This window comes from Pusillimonas sp. ANT_WB101 (assembly GCF_008369125.1).
Lineage (GTDB): Bacteria > Pseudomonadota > Gammaproteobacteria > Burkholderiales > Burkholderiaceae_B > Allopusillimonas.
On the sequence record NZ_VOAY01000001.1, the window covers coordinates 1889486 to 1904847 of the forward strand.

13 protein-coding genes are annotated in these 15362 nt (G+C 55.8%); 3 read left to right on the forward strand and 10 right to left on the reverse strand.

Annotation, left to right across the window (positions count from 1 at the left end; genetic code table 11):
• Positions 1-11 precede the first annotated feature (11 nt).
• From FQ179_RS08500 to gyrA, 9 genes are all read right to left on the reverse strand, one after another.
• On the reverse strand, positions 12-368 hold the full coding sequence (locus FQ179_RS08500; protein ID WP_149396745.1) for an integration host factor subunit beta: 357 nt from the start codon (positions 366-368) through the stop codon (positions 12-14).
• 5 nt (positions 369-373) lie between these two features.
• Positions 374-2089: a 30S ribosomal protein S1 gene (gene rpsA / locus FQ179_RS08505; RefSeq protein WP_149396746.1), complete on the reverse strand. Its 1716-nt coding sequence runs from the start codon at positions 2087-2089 to the stop codon at positions 374-376.
• 97 nt (positions 2090-2186) lie between these two features.
• A complete protein-coding gene (cmk, locus tag FQ179_RS08510) occupies positions 2187-2870 on the reverse strand; it encodes a (d)CMP kinase (protein WP_149396747.1) in 684 nt (227 codons plus the stop codon).
• Positions 2867-4189, reverse strand: a complete 1323-nt coding sequence (gene aroA, locus FQ179_RS08515) for a 3-phosphoshikimate 1-carboxyvinyltransferase (RefSeq protein WP_149396748.1) — start codon at positions 4187-4189, stop codon at positions 2867-2869. The genes cmk and aroA overlap by 4 nt, the downstream gene beginning before the upstream one ends.
• Positions 4186-5082: a prephenate dehydrogenase/arogenate dehydrogenase family protein gene (locus FQ179_RS08520; protein ID WP_149396749.1), complete on the reverse strand. Its 897-nt coding sequence runs from the start codon at positions 5080-5082 to the stop codon at positions 4186-4188. Before FQ179_RS08520 ends, aroA begins: the two co-directional genes overlap by 4 nt.
• Complete coding sequence (gene hisC / locus FQ179_RS08525; RefSeq protein WP_149396750.1) at positions 5079-6206, reverse strand: histidinol-phosphate transaminase; 1128 nt, start codon at positions 6204-6206, stop codon at positions 5079-5081. Before hisC ends, FQ179_RS08520 begins: the two co-directional genes overlap by 4 nt.
• Positions 6207-6215: 9 nt before the next feature.
• Complete coding sequence (gene pheA, locus FQ179_RS08530) at positions 6216-7301, reverse strand: prephenate dehydratase (protein WP_149396751.1); 1086 nt, start codon at positions 7299-7301, stop codon at positions 6216-6218.
• Complete coding sequence (gene serC, locus FQ179_RS08535; protein WP_149396752.1) at positions 7294-8421, reverse strand: 3-phosphoserine/phosphohydroxythreonine transaminase; 1128 nt, start codon at positions 8419-8421, stop codon at positions 7294-7296. Before serC ends, pheA begins: the two co-directional genes overlap by 8 nt.
• On the reverse strand, positions 8421-11180 hold the full coding sequence (gene gyrA, locus FQ179_RS08540; protein WP_255474884.1) for a DNA gyrase subunit A: 2760 nt from the start codon (positions 11178-11180) through the stop codon (positions 8421-8423). The genes serC and gyrA overlap by 1 nt, the downstream gene beginning before the upstream one ends.
• A gap of 600 nt (positions 11181-11780) precedes the next feature.
• On the opposite strand from gyrA, the gene ompA reads away from it, so the two are divergent.
• The 3 genes from ompA to gph all read left to right on the forward strand — a co-directional run bounded on the left by ompA (position 11781) and on the right by gph (position 13858).
• On the forward strand, positions 11781-12365 hold the full coding sequence (ompA, locus tag FQ179_RS08545) for an outer membrane protein OmpA (RefSeq protein WP_149396753.1): 585 nt from the start codon (positions 11781-11783) through the stop codon (positions 12363-12365).
• Positions 12366-12445: 80 nt separating this feature from the next.
• Positions 12446-13180: a bifunctional 2-polyprenyl-6-hydroxyphenol methylase/3-demethylubiquinol 3-O-methyltransferase UbiG gene (ubiG, locus tag FQ179_RS08550; RefSeq protein ID WP_149396754.1), complete on the forward strand. Its 735-nt coding sequence runs from the start codon at positions 12446-12448 to the stop codon at positions 13178-13180.
• Between the two features lie 12 nt (positions 13181-13192).
• A complete protein-coding gene (gene gph, locus FQ179_RS08555) occupies positions 13193-13858 on the forward strand; it encodes a phosphoglycolate phosphatase (protein WP_149396755.1) in 666 nt (221 codons plus the stop codon).
• A gap of 147 nt (positions 13859-14005) precedes the next feature.
• Here gph and FQ179_RS08560 read toward each other — a convergent pair whose 3' ends face one another.
• On the reverse strand, positions 14006-15322 hold the full coding sequence (locus FQ179_RS08560; protein ID WP_255474885.1) for an AI-2E family transporter: 1317 nt from the start codon (positions 15320-15322) through the stop codon (positions 14006-14008).
• Positions 15323-15362 lie beyond the last annotated feature (40 nt).

Sequence of the window (15362 nt, forward strand, 5' to 3'; positions counted from 1 at the left end):
CGAATAAGCGATCAGCCGTGCATAACGTGCGAATCAAGCTGCCCCGGAAACGAGGATGTTTCCTGGGCAGTCCTGGTTTCTTCGTCGTAGGCCGAATCGACGCGCTCGCGCAACTCTTTGCCGGGTTTAAAGTGAGGCACCTGTTTACCAGGCACCATCACTTGTTCACCCGACTTCGGATTACGCCCGATACGCGGCTGGCGCTCTGACAGTGAAAAACTGCCAAACCCCCTGATCTCGATGCGCTGACCACTGGCGAGAGCCTCGCTCATGGCATCGAGCATCGTTTTGACCGCGTAGTCTGTGTCGCGCGCGGCAAGCTGCGGATAGCGGCTGGCCAGGAGCGCGATAAGCTCCGATTTGGTCACGCCGATTAACCGTCGTCGCGTTGCTGGTCAAGCTTGGCTTTAAGCAGGGCCCCAAGATTAGTGGTGCCCGACGAAGCGCTTGCATCAGACATACGCTGGATGGAGTCAGCTGTTTCAGCGTTATCGCGTGCCTTGATCGACAACTGTATCGAACGCGTTTTGCGGTCGACGTTGATGATCATGGCTTCGACGTTATCACCGACATTGATGGCGGTGGTGGCATCTTCTACACGGCCGGCCGAGATTTCGGAAGCACGGAGATAGCCTTCGACATCAAGCGATAATGTAACGACGGCACCCTTGGCTTCAACCGACTTGACCACGCCAGGAACAACAGCGCCCTTCTCGTAGGTTGCAACGAAGTTGTTGAAAGGATCGCCTTCAAGCTGTTTAATACCCAGCGAGATGCGCTCTTTGTCAGTGTCGATACCCAGAACGACGGCGTCGATTTCGTCGCCCTTCTTGAAGTTGCGAACAGCCTCTTCACCGGTGTCAGCCCAGGACAGATCGGACAGATGAACCAGACCATCAATGCCACCAGGCAGACCCACGAACACACCAAAGTCAGTGATTGACTTGATGGCACCGTGCACCTTGTCGCCACGTTTGAAGTTCATGGAGAACTCTTCCCATGGGTTTTGACGGCACTGCTTCATGCCCAGCGAGATGCGACGACGATCTTCGTCGATTTCGAGAACCATGACTTCGACTTCTTCACCCAAGGTAACTACCTTGCGTGGGTCGACGTTTTTGTTGGTCCAGTCCATTTCGGAGACGTGAACCAGACCTTCGATGCCGGCCTCGACCTCAACAAACGCACCGTAGTCAGTAAGGTTGGTAACCTTGCCGAACAGGCGGGTGCCTTGTGGGTAACGGCGAGCAAGGCCGATCCATGGATCTTCGCCAAGCTGCTTGACGCCAAGCGACACGCGGCATTTTTCTTGGTCGAACTTGAGAACCTTGGCTTCGACTTCTTGGCCCACCTGCAGGACCTCGGAAGGATGACGCACGCGACGCCATGCCATGTCGGTGATATGCAGCAAGCCATCGATACCGCCCAGGTCGACAAACGCGCCGTAGTCGGTGATGTTTTTGACGATACCCTTGACCACAGCACCTTCGTGCAGGGTTTCGAGCAGCTTTTCACGCTCTTCGCCCATGCTGGCTTCGAGCACAGCACGACGCGACAGCACAACGTTGTTGCGCTTGCGGTCAAGCTTGATAACCTTGAATTCTACGGTTTTACCTTCGTACGGCGTCGTGTCTTTGACTGGACGCAGATCGACCAGCGAGCCGGGCAAGAATGCGCGGATGCCGTTGGTCATGACCGTGAGGCCGCCCTTTACTTTGCCGGTGATGGTGCCGGTGACCAGTTCGCCAGACTCGAGCGCCTGCTCGAGCGACAGCCATGCGGAAAGACGCTTGGCGCGGTCACGTGACAGAATGGTGTCGCCGTAGCCGTTTTCGAGCGAGTCAATTGCTACCGATACAAAGTCGCCGTCTTGAACTTCGAGTTCGCCCTGATCGTTCAGGAACTCTTCAATAGGGATCAGTGCCTCAGACTTCAGGCCAGCGTTGACAACAACAAAGTTGTGATCAATGCGTACGACTTCAGCAGAAATGACCTCGCCAGACTTCATGTCTTGGCTTTTGATGCTTTCGGCAAACAGGTCGGCAAAGCTTTCGCCGCCAGTGGCGACAGGGGTTGCAGTAGTGGACATTAATTAATCCATTGGCCAGGATGGCCATTAAATAACGCACCAGGGTCGATGAACCGCCCCAGTGGAGTGAGAAAAATTTTCCCGAACATAGCGCAAGCTATGCTTTAGGGAAACCCAAGCCCGACCATAGGTCGAGTACTTGCTGTACGGTTTCGTCTATGGTTAACGTAGACGAATCAACCGTTATGGCATCAGCCGCCGCAACCAGCGGAGCATTAGCCCGAGTGCGGTCTCGCTCATCGCGAGAACGCATGTCTTTTAGCAAGTCTGCTAGATTAGCAGAAAAGCCCTTTACCTTCAACTGCTTACAGCGCCTTTCGGCACGTGCGGCTACGTCTGCCACCAAAAAAACCTTTAGCGGAGCATCAGGAAAAACAACAGTGCCCATATCACGCCCATCGGCAACCAGGCCGGGAGCGGTTCGAAATGCGCGCTGGCGCTCAAGCAGAGCCTGTCTTACAGCAGGATAAGCTGCAATGCGGGAGGCAAGATTGCCCACATCTTCAAGGCGAATTTCAGCAGCAACATCGTTGCCGTTCAGCCACACTTGATCGCCATCAAACCTGACATCCAGCGCCTGAGCGATGTCTGCCACGGCATTTTCATCGGCCGCATCGGCATCCTGCTGCAGCAACGCCAGCGCGGTTAGCCGATAGAGCGCACCACTGTCGAGTACTGACCACCCCAGCGCCTGCGCCACGCGATGCGCAATCGTACCTTTGCCCGACGCAGTGGGACCATCTATAGCGATAACCGGAATGGTCAATGTAGAGAAGCTCATGCGCGAACCAGCTGATTAAAAATTGAAAAATAGGCCGGAAACGTTTTACTGACGCAGTCGGGATCTTCGATGGTAACGGCGACCGGACTAAAAGCGGCCAGCGAAAAACACATAGCCATCCGGTGGTCATCGTAGGTACTAATCGATGCCGGTCGCCAGTCTGCTGACCGCACAGGATGCACCGTAAGCCAGTCAGGGCCCGATTCTACGCGCGCACCAAGCTTTTCAAGTTCGGTATGCATGGCGTGAATACGGTCGGTCTCTTTGACGCGCCAGCTGCCTATATTTCGCAATGTGCAGGGCCCATCCGCAAACATGGCCATGGCCGCCGCAGTCATGGCAGCATCAGGGATAAGATTAAAGTCGCGGTCAAAAGCCTTGAGCCGCTGGCCCTGCGCGACGCGAGGGCCGCTGACTTCTATGCTTGTCGGTGTGCGCACGACGACTGCACCCATGTCTTGCACCACGTCGGCAAAGGCGATATCGCCCTGCATGCTGTCTGTGCCAACGCCATCGATAAACACGGGCCCACCACCCAAAGCCCCCAACGCCATAAAGTAAGACGCCGTCGAGGCATCACCCTCTATGGCAACACGACCGGGCGAACAATAGCGGGCCCCGGCCGGTATGAAAAAGCTCTGCCAACCATCACGTTCAACGCACACCCCAAAGTGCTCCATCAACTCGAGTGTAATGAGGATATACGGCTTTGATATGAGCTCACCGTCTACCTCAATGCGCACCCCTGAAGAGGAAGACGCCGCACATAGTGGCGCGGCCATGAGCAGCGCCGTAAGAAACTGGCTGGACACCGACGCTTTTATTTTGACCGTACGGTTCGCCTGAATGACTCCGCGACCTATGCGAAGTGGCGGGTAGCCCTGTTCGCCCAAATAGTGAATTTCGGCACCAAGCGTTTTAAGCGCATCGACCAGGTCACCTATTGGCCGCTCATGCATGCGCGGTACGCCTGAAAGCTGATATTGCCCGCCCATGACGGCAAGCGCTGCGGTCAGAGGCCGAAAGGCCGTGCCGGCGTTGCCCAGGAACAAACTGGCTTCCGTTACAGGGAAGGGATAGCCTCCGTGCACACGCAAATGGCCTGGCTGCGTTTCGTCGATATCGACCCCTAGCTGGCGCAGTGCCGCAATCATGACATGTGTGTCATCAGAGTCGAGCATGCCTTCCAGATCTGTCTGCCCATCGGCCAAGGCCGCGAGCAGCAAGGCCCTATTTGAAATGCTCTTGGAACCCGGCAGGCGCAAACGCCCCGCCGCCGACGTAACACGCGACAAATCCAGCGTTGATCCTGACCTCATGACAACCCGCTCCTGCTAGCCCATAAGCGACGCGCAAGCGCCGCACGTTCGAGAAAATCTTGCAATACCTGGCCGTCTCCGGCAATCAAGGCCTGCTCGGCCTGCGCTACGGCCTGCTTCACCTGCTGCAGTTCCTGCAGCACAGCATCACGATTACTGAGAAATATATCGCGCCACACCTCGGGCGAGCCTGCAGCAATGCGCGTAAAGTCGCGAAAGCCGCTGCCTGCCAAGGCCATACGCACAGTGGAATCATGTGCTGAGGCGACCTGCCACATATAGGCGGCAGAAAGAAAATGCGGCAGATGGCTGACCGAGGCCATAACGGTATCGTGGGCAGCAGGCTCCATCGTCAGCACCCGGGCACCGCAGGCTTCCCAGAGCCGCCTGATACACATTACGTCTGCCACTGCGTTTTCAGACAGTGGCGTCAGAATAATATTGCGGCCACGATAAAGATCAGCTGAAGCCGCCTCGGGCCCGGTCTGCTCGGCTCCTGCGATAGGATGGCCGGGTACAAACTGCCCAATACGCTCGCCCAGAGCCTGTCGCGCCGTGGCCACGACATCTGCCTTGGTGCTGCACGCGTCGGTTACCAGGGTTTGGGCGCGCAACAACGGCCTGAGCGCAGACAACACCCTACCCACTACCCCGATAGGCGTGGCAATAAGAATAATATCGGCCTGCTCTGCGGCCTCCTCAAGCGTGACGACCTCGTCAATAAGCCCCAACTGGCACGCCAGCTTCAGCGAGGCTGCATTTCGCCCCACGCCAAGCACGCGGCCTGTGGCGCTCGCTTGCCTCAGCGCTGCAGCAAACGAACCTCCAATCAAGCCGACGCCGACGATCGCGAGCACAGGCTGTGTCGAGCGATCGACATTTACCGGCATCATGTCTGCCCGCGCACTGCCTCGAGCGCCTCAATAAATCGGGAGTTTTCATGCGGCAGGCCTATGGTGACACGCAGCCATTCGGGCAAGCCGTCTCCAGCCACTGGGCGCACGATTACTCCGCGCTTCAGAAGCTCAAGATTGACGCGCGCGGCGTCGCCCACGTGCACCAGTAAAAAATTGCCATAGCTGGGCACAAACTTGAGCCCCATGCGATCAAACGCCTCGACAAGCTGCTGCTTGCCGGACTTATTGACAGCATAAGACTGCTGTAGAAAGTCGTCGTCTTGCAGTGCTGCAATGGCGGCAGCCTGAGCCAGGGTATTCACGTTAAATGGCTGGCGTACACGGTTTAGCAAATCGGTCAGGCCAGGCTGAGCCAGCGCATAGCCTACACGCAGGCCAGCCAGGCCATAGGCCTTGGAGAACGTACGCGACACGATCAGGTTAGGAAACCGCTCGACCCAGCGCGCGCTGTCAAAACGCAGCTCAGGCTCAAGGTACTCGTTGTAAGCCTCATCAAGCATGACGGTGACGCCAAGGCCGTGCTGTGCATATACCCGTTCTAAAAACGCCTCGACCTGAGCGGCAGGCAAAAACGTGCCCGTGGGGTTGTTTGGGTTGGCGATAAAAAGCAGTCGGGTGTCATCGCTAATGGCGTCAAACATGGCATCGAGATCGTGCCCGTACTCATGCGCCGGTACGACAATATGACGCGCACCGCGCGCCTGAGTTGCCAGCCGATAAACCGTAAATGCATACTGAGAATATACGGCCGAAACACCCGGTGACAGCAAGGCCAGCGATGCGATTTCAAGCAAATCGTTGGAGCCGTTACCAAGCGTGACCCAATCGGCAGGCACACCATAGCGACGCGACAGCACCGCTTTGAGCTCAAAGCCATTGGGATCCGGGTAACGCCCCAACGATGCGGCGGCTGCCAGCATGGCCTGACGTGCCGACTCTGGCATGCCAAGCGGGTTTTCGTTAGAAGCCAACTTGACGATGCTCGCGGGGTCAATATTGAACTCGCGAGCCAGCTCATCGATGGGTTTGCCAGCCTGGTAAGGCGCGATATGCGTTACGTAGTCTGGCGCTGTCGTGATGGCGCTATGGGTGTTGCTCATGGAAAATTCCTATTGTCGGGGGTAAGACCCCAGCACCTTGAAGAAAGCAACCTGCTGCTTCAGTTCGGCCAGGGCCTGAGCCACGGCGGGCTCGTCGCGATGACCGAGCAAGTCAACATAGAAATAATATTCCCATTGCCCTGTACGTGCCGGTCTGGACTCAAGCCGCGTCATAGAAACGCCGTTAGTCGCCAGAGGCGACAGCATTTCATAGACGGCACCTGAGCGATTAGGCACAGCAAGAATAATGCTGGTTTTATCATTGCCGGTAGGAAGGGTTTCTATCGCCCCGACAGACAGAAATCGCGTGCGGTTCTGCGGATCATCCTGAATGCCTGCATGTACGATTTGCAGATCCCAGGCATGTGCGGCGGTTTCACCGGCGATAGCCGCTACGGTTGGATCGAGCGACGCGATGCGAGCCGCTTCGCCGTTGCTGGAAGCGGCGTCACGCGCCAGGTCAGGCCGATGCTGGGTCAGCCATGCCTGACATTGCGCCAGCGCCTGAGGGTGGGCCATGACGCGGGTAATGCCATCAAGCGTACCCGACTTGGTCATCAGGTTGTGATGTATTTTGATGGAGCGCTCGCCTAGCACCTTAAGAGGCGAGTTCAGCAACAAGTCGAGCGTGCGGTTGATGGCGCCTTCTGTGGAATTTTCCACAGGCACCATGCCTACGTCGGCCTGGCCTGCTTCAACGGCACGAAACACTTCGTCAAAGGAGTCACAGCGCAAACGTGTAACGGCGTGCCCAAAATGCTCGAGCGCGGCCTGCTCTGAAAACGACCCCTGCGGACCCAGAAAAGCCACAGTGAGTGCACTTTCAAGGCCCCTACAGGTAGAAATAATTTGCGTCCATACCGCGTCGACGGCCTCTTGCGTGACTGGCCCCTGGTTAAGCGTCTGGAGGCGCCGGATGACCATGGCCTCACGTTCGGGCTTCAAAATAGGGCCATCAACATCAAACTCTTCTTTGACTTTACCAACCTCGAGCGCCGTCTGTGCGCGCTGGTTAAAGAGTTGAAGTATCTGTTGGTCTAGTGAGTCAATGCGATCACGCAATGGCTTTAGCTTGTCTTGTAAAGAATTACCCATGTCGACGTTGGAAACCCTGCATGAATGAAATAAGTGCCTGCACCGCATCGAGCGGCACGGCGTTATAAATGGAGGCGCGCATGCCGCCGACGCTTTTATGGCCCTTGAGCTGCAAAAGACCCGCAGCGTCCGCCTGCGTCAGAAACTCGCCATTAAGCGACTCGTCTTGCAGGAAAAACGGCACATTCATACGGGAGCGGGAACCAGGATGAACGCGCGTAAGAAAAAAGCCCGAATCGTCAAGATAGGAATAGAGGGCCTGAGCCTTGGCCATATTGGCTTGCTCGATGGCAGCCAGGCCGCCCTGACGCTTGAGCCACTTGAACACCAGGCCCGCAATATAAATGGCATACGTGGGCGGGGTGTTGAACATGGATCCTGCCTCGGCCACGTTGGCGTAGTCAAACGCTGACGGGCAGATCGACAATGCATGGCCGATAAGGTCTTTGCGGATGATAACGACGGTGACGCCAGCCGGCCCTGCGTTTTTCTGGGCGCCGGCATACACCATGCCAACATGTGAAAAATCTATGGGCCGAGAAAGAAAATGCGACGAGGCGTCTACAACCAAGGGGACGCCTGGCGCGCCGAGGTTAGCAAGATCAGGCCAACTGGCACACTCGAGGCCGCCTATGGTCTCATTGCTGCAAATATGCAAATAGGCGGCATCGGCACGCACCTTCCAGGTTTCGGCAGGCGGATACCATGTCCAGGGCCCCTGCTTCGAGCCGTTGATAACGGTTTCTTCGCCGCTGCTGCCCGCAACGGCTATGTCGCCGTAGCGTTGCGCTTCTTTGTACGACTTATTTGACCAAATGCCTGTAAGCACGTAGTCAGCCTTGCCTGCACCGCCCCGGCCAATGAGGTTGAGTGGAACGATGGCGTTTTCTGCCGTCGCGCCCCCCTGCATGAAAAGAATTTCAAAGTTGTCAGGAATAGCCAACAACTCGCGCAGATCAGCAACAGCCTCGTCACGTATCTGTGTGAACTGTTTACCGCGATGGCTCATTTCCATGACCGACATGCCGCAGCCATGCCAGTCGATAAGCTCTGCTGCGGCTTGTTCCAGCACCTCAAAGGGAAGCGCCGACGGCCCCGCTGAAAAATTCCAGGGCCGCATTATGCGCCTTCCTTGTCGTCAGGGTTGTTGGTCGGTGCATCTTTGCTGTCGTCGGCTTCAGGATCGACTTGCGGTGCTTCAGAATCGACGTGTGGTGCTTCAGGTTTGCCTGGCACAGCATCAATAGCCTCGCCTTCAAGCCCCAGGCCGCCATCACCCTCTTCCAGCATTTCAGTGTCTTCGTCATCAGCATCGCTTTCAACCACGCGCCGGACACCTGACAGCAAACTGTTCTCGTCAACATTAATGAGCGTAACGCCTTGCGTTGCACGGCCCATTTCACGTATTTCGGAGACCCTCGTGCGTACCAGTACACCTGCGGTAGTGATCAACATAATTTCGTCAGAAGGCTGAACCAGCACAGCCCCAACGACTCTGCCATTGCGGGCAGAAGTTTGAATGGCGATCATACCTTTGGTGCCACGGCCATGACGGGTGTACTCGATGATGGGAGTACGCTTGCCAAAGCCGTTTTCGGTGGCCGTCAGCACGGTTTGTGATTCATCGCCCGCAACCAGCATGGCGATTACGGTTTGCCCTTCTTCGAGGGACATACCACGCACACCCCGAGCCGTGCGGCCCATGGGTCGTACGTCGTTTTCGTCGAAACGTACGGCCTTGCCAGCATCGGAGAACAGCATAACGTCATGCTTGCCGTCGCTCAGGTCTGCACCAATGAGGAAGTCGCCTTCGTCCAGGGCCACGGCAATAATGCCAGCCTTGCGTGGGTTGGAGAAGTCAGACAGCGGCGTCTTTTTGACCGTACCGCGCGAAGTGGCCATGAAAACGAAATGATCATCGCTGAACTCTTTAACGGCCAGCACAACGGTGATCTTCTCGCCGTCTTGCAGCGGGAACATATTGACGATGGGCCGCCCACGCGAGTTGCGTGAGCCCTGCGGAACTTCCCATACTTTGAGCCAGTAAACACGGCCGCGATCCGAGAAGCACAACAGAAAATCGTGGGTGTTTGCGATGAACAGCTGATCGACGAAGTCATTTTCTTTCATCGCCGTCGCCTGTTTGCCGCGACCACCGCGCTTCTGGGACCGGTATTCAGACAGAGGCTGGCTTTTTATGTAACCAGTCTGCGACAGCGTTACCACCATATCCATGGGGGTAATGAGATCTTCGGTATCAAGCTCGGTGGCATTTCGCTCGATCTCGGAACGGCGCACGTCTTTGGTATTGATGCCGAAATCGGTTTTGATGGCCGTGAGCTCTTCAGCAATAATTGTGGTGATGCGCTCGGGCCGTGCCAGAATATCAAGCAGATCGGCAATGGTCTCCATAATGTCTTTGTATTCGCCAAAGATCTTGTCCTGCTCAAGCCCCGTCAGGCGCTGCAGGCGCATATTAAGGATTTCCTGAGCCTGCGTATCGCTAAGGCGATACATGCCGTCACCCTGCAAGCCAAAGCTTTCTGGCAGTGCGTCGGGTCGGTAAGCGGCTCGCCCACCGGGCGTATCGCCTTCATCGGCGCGCTGCAGCATTTCACGCACCAGGGAAGAGTCCCAGGAGCGCGACATAAGCTCTTGACGCGCTACCGGCGGCGTGGGCGCCGCCTTGATAATGGCGATAAAGTCATCAATATTCGCCAGCGCTACTGCCAGGCCTTCGAGCACATGGCCACGCTCACGCGCCTTGCGCAGTTGGAACACCGTGCGGCGCGTCACGACCTCTCGACGATGAAACAGAAAATACTCAACCATTTGCTTCAGGTTAAGCAGGCGAGGCTGGCCATCGACCAGCGACACCATGTTCATGCCAAAGGTATCTTGCAGTTGCGTGTTTTTGTACAGATTATTGAGAATAACCTCGGGCACCTCACCGCGTTTGAGCTCAATGACCAGACGCATGCCGTCTTTGTCTGACTCGTCGCGAATATCGGAAATGCCTTCAATGCGCTTCTCATTGACGAGCTCGGCGATTTTCTCTTGCAACGTCTTTTTATTAACCTGATAAGGCAAGGCGTCGACAACAATGGACTGGCGGTGGCCTTTTTCCATGTCTTCAAAGTGGGTTTTGGCACGCATGATGACGCGCCCGCGCCCGGTGCGGTAGCCCTCGCGCACGCCCGACAGCCCATAAATAATGCCGCCAGTGGGAAAATCTGGCGCAGGAATGAACTCGATGAGTTCGTCAATGGTGCACTCTGGATTGCGCAGGCAATACAAACAACCATCAACCACCTCACCCAGATTGTGGGGAGGGATATTGGTAGCCATGCCCACCGCAATGCCTGAGCTGCCGTTAACCAGCAAATTAGGTAACCGAGATGGCAACAAGAGAGGCTCTTGCTCGCTGCCATCATAGTTGGGGCCGAAATCGACGGTTTCTTGATCAAGGTCGGCAATCAGTTCGTGCGCGATCCTGGAAAGACGAATTTCGGTATAGCGCATGGCAGCGGCATTGTCGCCGTCAATGGAACCGAAGTTACCCTGCCCGTCTACCAACATGTACCGCAACGAGAAGTCTTGCGCCATCCGCACGATGGTGTCGTACACCGCAGAGTCACCATGAGGGTGATACTTACCGATGACGTCACCGACGATACGAGCCGACTTCTTATAGGCACGGTTCCAGTCGTTATTAAGTTCGTGCATGGCGAACAACACCCGCCTGTGCACGGGTTTGAGGCCATCCCGTACATCGGGAAGAGCCCGCCCGACGATCACGCTCATGGCGTAATCGAGGTAACTGCGGCGCATTTCCTCTTCCAGCGAGATGGGAAGAGTCTCCTTTGCGAAGGCATCCATAGCGAATCTTGACAGTAAAAAGCGTTATATCTGACCGGGATCGGGCGAATAGGAAATTCTAGCACTTCCCCCCGCCAACACTCGTTCAGGCGATCTGAGCACCCCTCTGGCCCGCCCACAGACATTTCAAACCGCAGCGACGCAGACCAGCCTACGGCCCCAATGCGGGAGGCCAACCTCCCCTGCCCCAATTACTGCAGACCAGTTCCCGCCTCTGTATTACATTTGTATCGGGAGCGGCCTTGTGCGTTATTAGGCGAGCATCCGAACTGTCCGTCCTGCATCGTTATTGCCGCCCACTTTGATAAAGCACTTTAAGATTGGGCAGGGCTGCTACACATGCTAAACACGGTTTTGTTGCCAAAAACCAACGTTATTTGCGACCAGAAGCCCAAAAACGGGCTATCTGGCCCATATGTAACGCTGGTTCTTAACTTCCCACCCCGAAATGCCTTAAGATTCCTCCTAACACGCATGAAACCCAGCGCAATTCTTTGATTCACTCATAGTCATAGCGTTGCTATACTGGCTCCATTTTCTTGATATGCGGCGGGGGTTCGCTGCGGTCACTTACCAGCATTAAGCTCAACGAGGAGAAACATGAATAAACCCTCTAAAATCGCATTAGCACTCGCCATTGCTGCCACTACGGCCGCTGGCGCAGTTTCTGCGCAAACCGTCGACAACTGGCGCAACCCGTTTGGCGACGTTTGGATGAACGGCACCAACGAATTGTGCTGGCGCGACAACTTCTGGACTCCTGCTACCGGTATCCCCGGGTGTGACGGCGTACCCGTCGCTCAGGCAGAAGCTCCTGTAGTGGCCCCCACTGCAACCAAAGTTGTCCTGAACGCTGACACGTTCTTCGACTTCGACAAGTCGACGATCAAGCCTGAGGGCCGTCAAATCCTCGACCAGGTTGCTTCGCAAGCTAACACTATCAACCTCGAAACCCTGATTGCTACCGGCCACACCGACTCCATCGGTACCGAAGCCTACAACCAGGGCCTGTCCGAGCGTCGTGCTAACTCTGTCAAAGCGTATCTGCTGAGCAAGGGTATTCCTTCCGACCGTATCTATGTTGAAGGCAAGGGCGAGTTGCAGCCACGCGCCAGCAACGCTACCCGCGAAGGCCGTGCACAAAACCGTCGCGTGGAAATCGAGATTGTTGGTACCCGCAAATAATACCTTCTGGTATTAGTTGCTGCGTTAAACGCTACAATAAGGGCTCCCTTCGGGGGGCCTTTATTTATTACGGGACAGCCATGAATGCCACCGCCTCTTCCCCAGCCACTGACAATGCCAACGTAGACCATGCCGAACTTGAAAAGTTCAGTGCACTGGCTTCTCGCTGGTGGGACCCTGAAAGCGAGTTCAAACCGCTGCATGCCATTAACCCTCTGCGCCTGGGGTGGGTACTAGATCTGGCTGGCCCCCTGCACGATAAAACGGTGCTCGACGTTGGCTGCGGCGGTGGGATACTGTCTGAAAGCATGGCCAAACAAGGGGCCAAAGTTACGGGCATTGATCTGGCTCAGAAATCATTGCAGGTAGCTCGATTGCACGGGCTCGAGTCAGGTGTGCAGGTCGATTACCAAACCATCAGCGCTGAAGAACTCGCCAGCAAACAACCCGCATCGTTTGATGTGGTGACCTGCATGGAAATGCTTGAACACGTGCCCGACCCCGGCTCCATCGTACAGGCGTGCACCACACTGGTAAAACCGGGGGGCTGGGTGTTTTTCTCTACGCTCAACCGCAACCCCAAATCGTTTCTGTTTGCCATCGTAGGCGCCGAGTATGTACTGCGTATGCTGCCGCGCGGCACGCACAACTACGAAAGCTTTATCAAACCCAGCGAGCTGGCAGCGGCAGCGCGGCAGGCAGGCCTTACGGCCGTCAAGCTTACCGGCCTCGAATACAACCCACTCACACAGCATTACAAGCTTTCGTCTGATACGTCAGTCAATTATCTCTTCGCCACGCGCCGCGACATCTAAGAGCCCAAAACAATGAAAAAGCTGGTTTTATTTGATTTCGACGGCACATTGGCCGACACAGCCCCAGATCTGGCCGCTGCAGCCAACAAACAACGAGAACGCAGAGGCCTTGAACCGCTGCCCTATGAGGCATTGCGACCCTATGCCTCGCATGGTGCACGGGGGTTGCTGAAAGCGGGGTTGGACATGAGCACCGACCACCCAGAATATGAAGCCTGCCGCAAGCAGTTTCTCGTCGACTATGAAAACGACATGACACACCACGCGCGGCTGTTTCCTGGCATCGCAACTCTGCTGGCAACGCTGCAAGACCATACCTTTGCCTGGGGCATTGTGACCAACAAGGCCGAATACCTGGCCGTACCCCTGGTAGCGTACCTGGGCCTTGCCCAGCACTGCGCCATTACCGTAGGCGGAGACACAGCTGCCCGAGCCAAGCCTCATCCTGATCCGCTGCTACTCGCGGCCGAAAAGACAGGCTTTGAACCTGAACAGTGCATTTATATCGGTGACGACGAACGCGACATCATCGCAGGAAGAGCCGCCGGCATGGCCACCGTGGTGGCGGCCTATGGGTACTGTGACCGCGAAATCGCCCGGCAAACCTGGAACGCCGATGCCGTCGCCGATGAGCCTGACGACTTATGGCCCGTAATTCGCGGCTGGGCCAATCAATAGGCTTTAAAACCGCCCCGCCCTAGTCCATTGGCTACCGCTTATATGGAAAGGGCGAGGAACCAAGCCTTTCTTCACCCTAGGCAACAGAGCCTGCCGCGCACCAAGCGACTCGTCTAACAGGCCGTCACGCCATTTAATGGCCCGTTATCATTCACTTAGCAATTCAGCCACAGTGCTCATTTCGTCTATACGATCCGCCACCACTCTAACGACGACCACCATTGGCACGCACAGCAGCAAGCCCCACACGCCCCAAAGCCAACCGCCAAACAGCAAGGCCACGAACACTGCAGTAGGGTTCATCTTGGCGATTCTGCCTGTCATCCATGTGGTAATTAGCATGCCGATCACGGTTGAAAGCGCAAAGACCGACGCAACAGCGAGCAGCATCATCGAAAAAGATTCAAACTGAATAAAGGCGGCCAGGCCGATGGTAACAGCCGTAAGAATGACGCCAAAGTAAGGAATAACGTGTAAAAACGCTGTCACCACGGCCCAAGCACCGGGGTTGTCCAGCCCAATTGCCAGCAACACCACCCACGTCAGCAGCCCCAGCGTCGCATTGGTAACAAACAGCATAAACATGTACTTTTGTATGGAGGTGTTGATGTCATCCAGAATATGCACAGCCACCTTTTTGTTCGACAACGAAGGGGTCAGCTTGACCAATTTTCGCTTGAACAAGTCACCCGACAACAGTGCAAAAAACACCATGAACAACACCATGATCAGCTGACCAAAAAAACTGGCTGCGCCCATGGATCCAGCCAAAAGCCAGTCGTTGGAGCTCTTTTCGGGCTGTTGAATAATGACGGTAGGTGGCGGCTTTTCGGCTATGGCGCCTTTTTGCCCAGCCCCACCAACGAGCGCAGAGGGGCTAGGCTTAGAGGCGGCGGGTTTATCAGGCAAAGCCGCCTCTTTAAGCTCTTCAGCCATGTTGCGCAGCTTCTCAATAGTTCCAGTTTCTCCGCCATGAAAACTGCGCAGCGCTCGTTTAATCTTGTAAGTGACCAACGGCAACTCGTTGGAAATTGAGTCCATCTCGTTATACAGTGAGGCGGCGACCCCTCCGGTGCCCGCCAGCAACGCGGTCATGACAATGACAACCCCCAGCGTCCTAGGCAGCCTAATGCGTTCGAGCCACAACACAATAGGGTTCAGCGTGTAGGCCACAAAAATAGAAAACACAATAGGAATAAAAAAAGCTTTGGCCCATTGCAGCGCAAAAATAATGGCAATTGTCGCCAGAATAATCAATGCAATACCGCGTGATTCTGGTTTGCCGGCCGACTCTGCAATAGTTTGGGACTCAACAACAGGGATCAGGCCGCGAGCACGCCCCCAGCGGCGCGCTCTACTGTTCTTTTTGCCAGCCCGCTGTGATGCTGTGTTTCGGCGGGGGTGTGGAACCTGATTATCGATACGCGAGTCTAAACCACGCCCATTATTTTTATCGTCTTCCACTATTTTTTCTTCTCCATTTTGCCGTAAGGTCTATAGACGC

Excerpts from the sequence above, each read along its gene's own strand:
- rpsA (WP_149396746.1), bottom strand. The coding sequence starts at position 2,089 with ATGTCCACTACTGCAACCCCTGTCGCCACTGGCGGCGAAAGCTTTGCC.
- ompA (WP_149396753.1), top strand. The coding sequence starts at position 11,781 with ATGAATAAACCCTCTAAAATCGCATTAGCACTCGCCATTGCTGCCACT.
- hisC (WP_149396750.1), bottom strand. The coding sequence starts at position 6,206 with ATGAGCAACACCCATAGCGCCATCACGACAGCGCCAGACTACGTAACG.
- aroA (WP_149396748.1), bottom strand. The coding sequence starts at position 4,189 with ATGAGGTCAGGATCAACGCTGGATTTGTCGCGTGTTACGTCGGCGGCG.
- serC (WP_149396752.1), bottom strand. The coding sequence starts at position 8,421 with ATGCGGCCCTGGAATTTTTCAGCGGGGCCGTCGGCGCTTCCCTTTGAG.
- FQ179_RS08520 (WP_149396749.1), bottom strand. The coding sequence starts at position 5,082 with ATGATGCCGGTAAATGTCGATCGCTCGACACAGCCTGTGCTCGCGATC.
- gph (WP_149396755.1), top strand. The coding sequence starts at position 13,193 with ATGAAAAAGCTGGTTTTATTTGATTTCGACGGCACATTGGCCGACACA.
- cmk (WP_149396747.1), bottom strand. The coding sequence starts at position 2,870 with ATGAGCTTCTCTACATTGACCATTCCGGTTATCGCTATAGATGGTCCC.
- ubiG (WP_149396754.1), top strand. The coding sequence starts at position 12,446 with ATGAATGCCACCGCCTCTTCCCCAGCCACTGACAATGCCAACGTAGAC.
- pheA (WP_149396751.1), bottom strand. The coding sequence starts at position 7,301 with ATGGGTAATTCTTTACAAGACAAGCTAAAGCCATTGCGTGATCGCATT.
- gyrA (WP_255474884.1), bottom strand. The coding sequence starts at position 11,180 with ATGGATGCCTTCGCAAAGGAGACTCTTCCCATCTCGCTGGAAGAGGAA.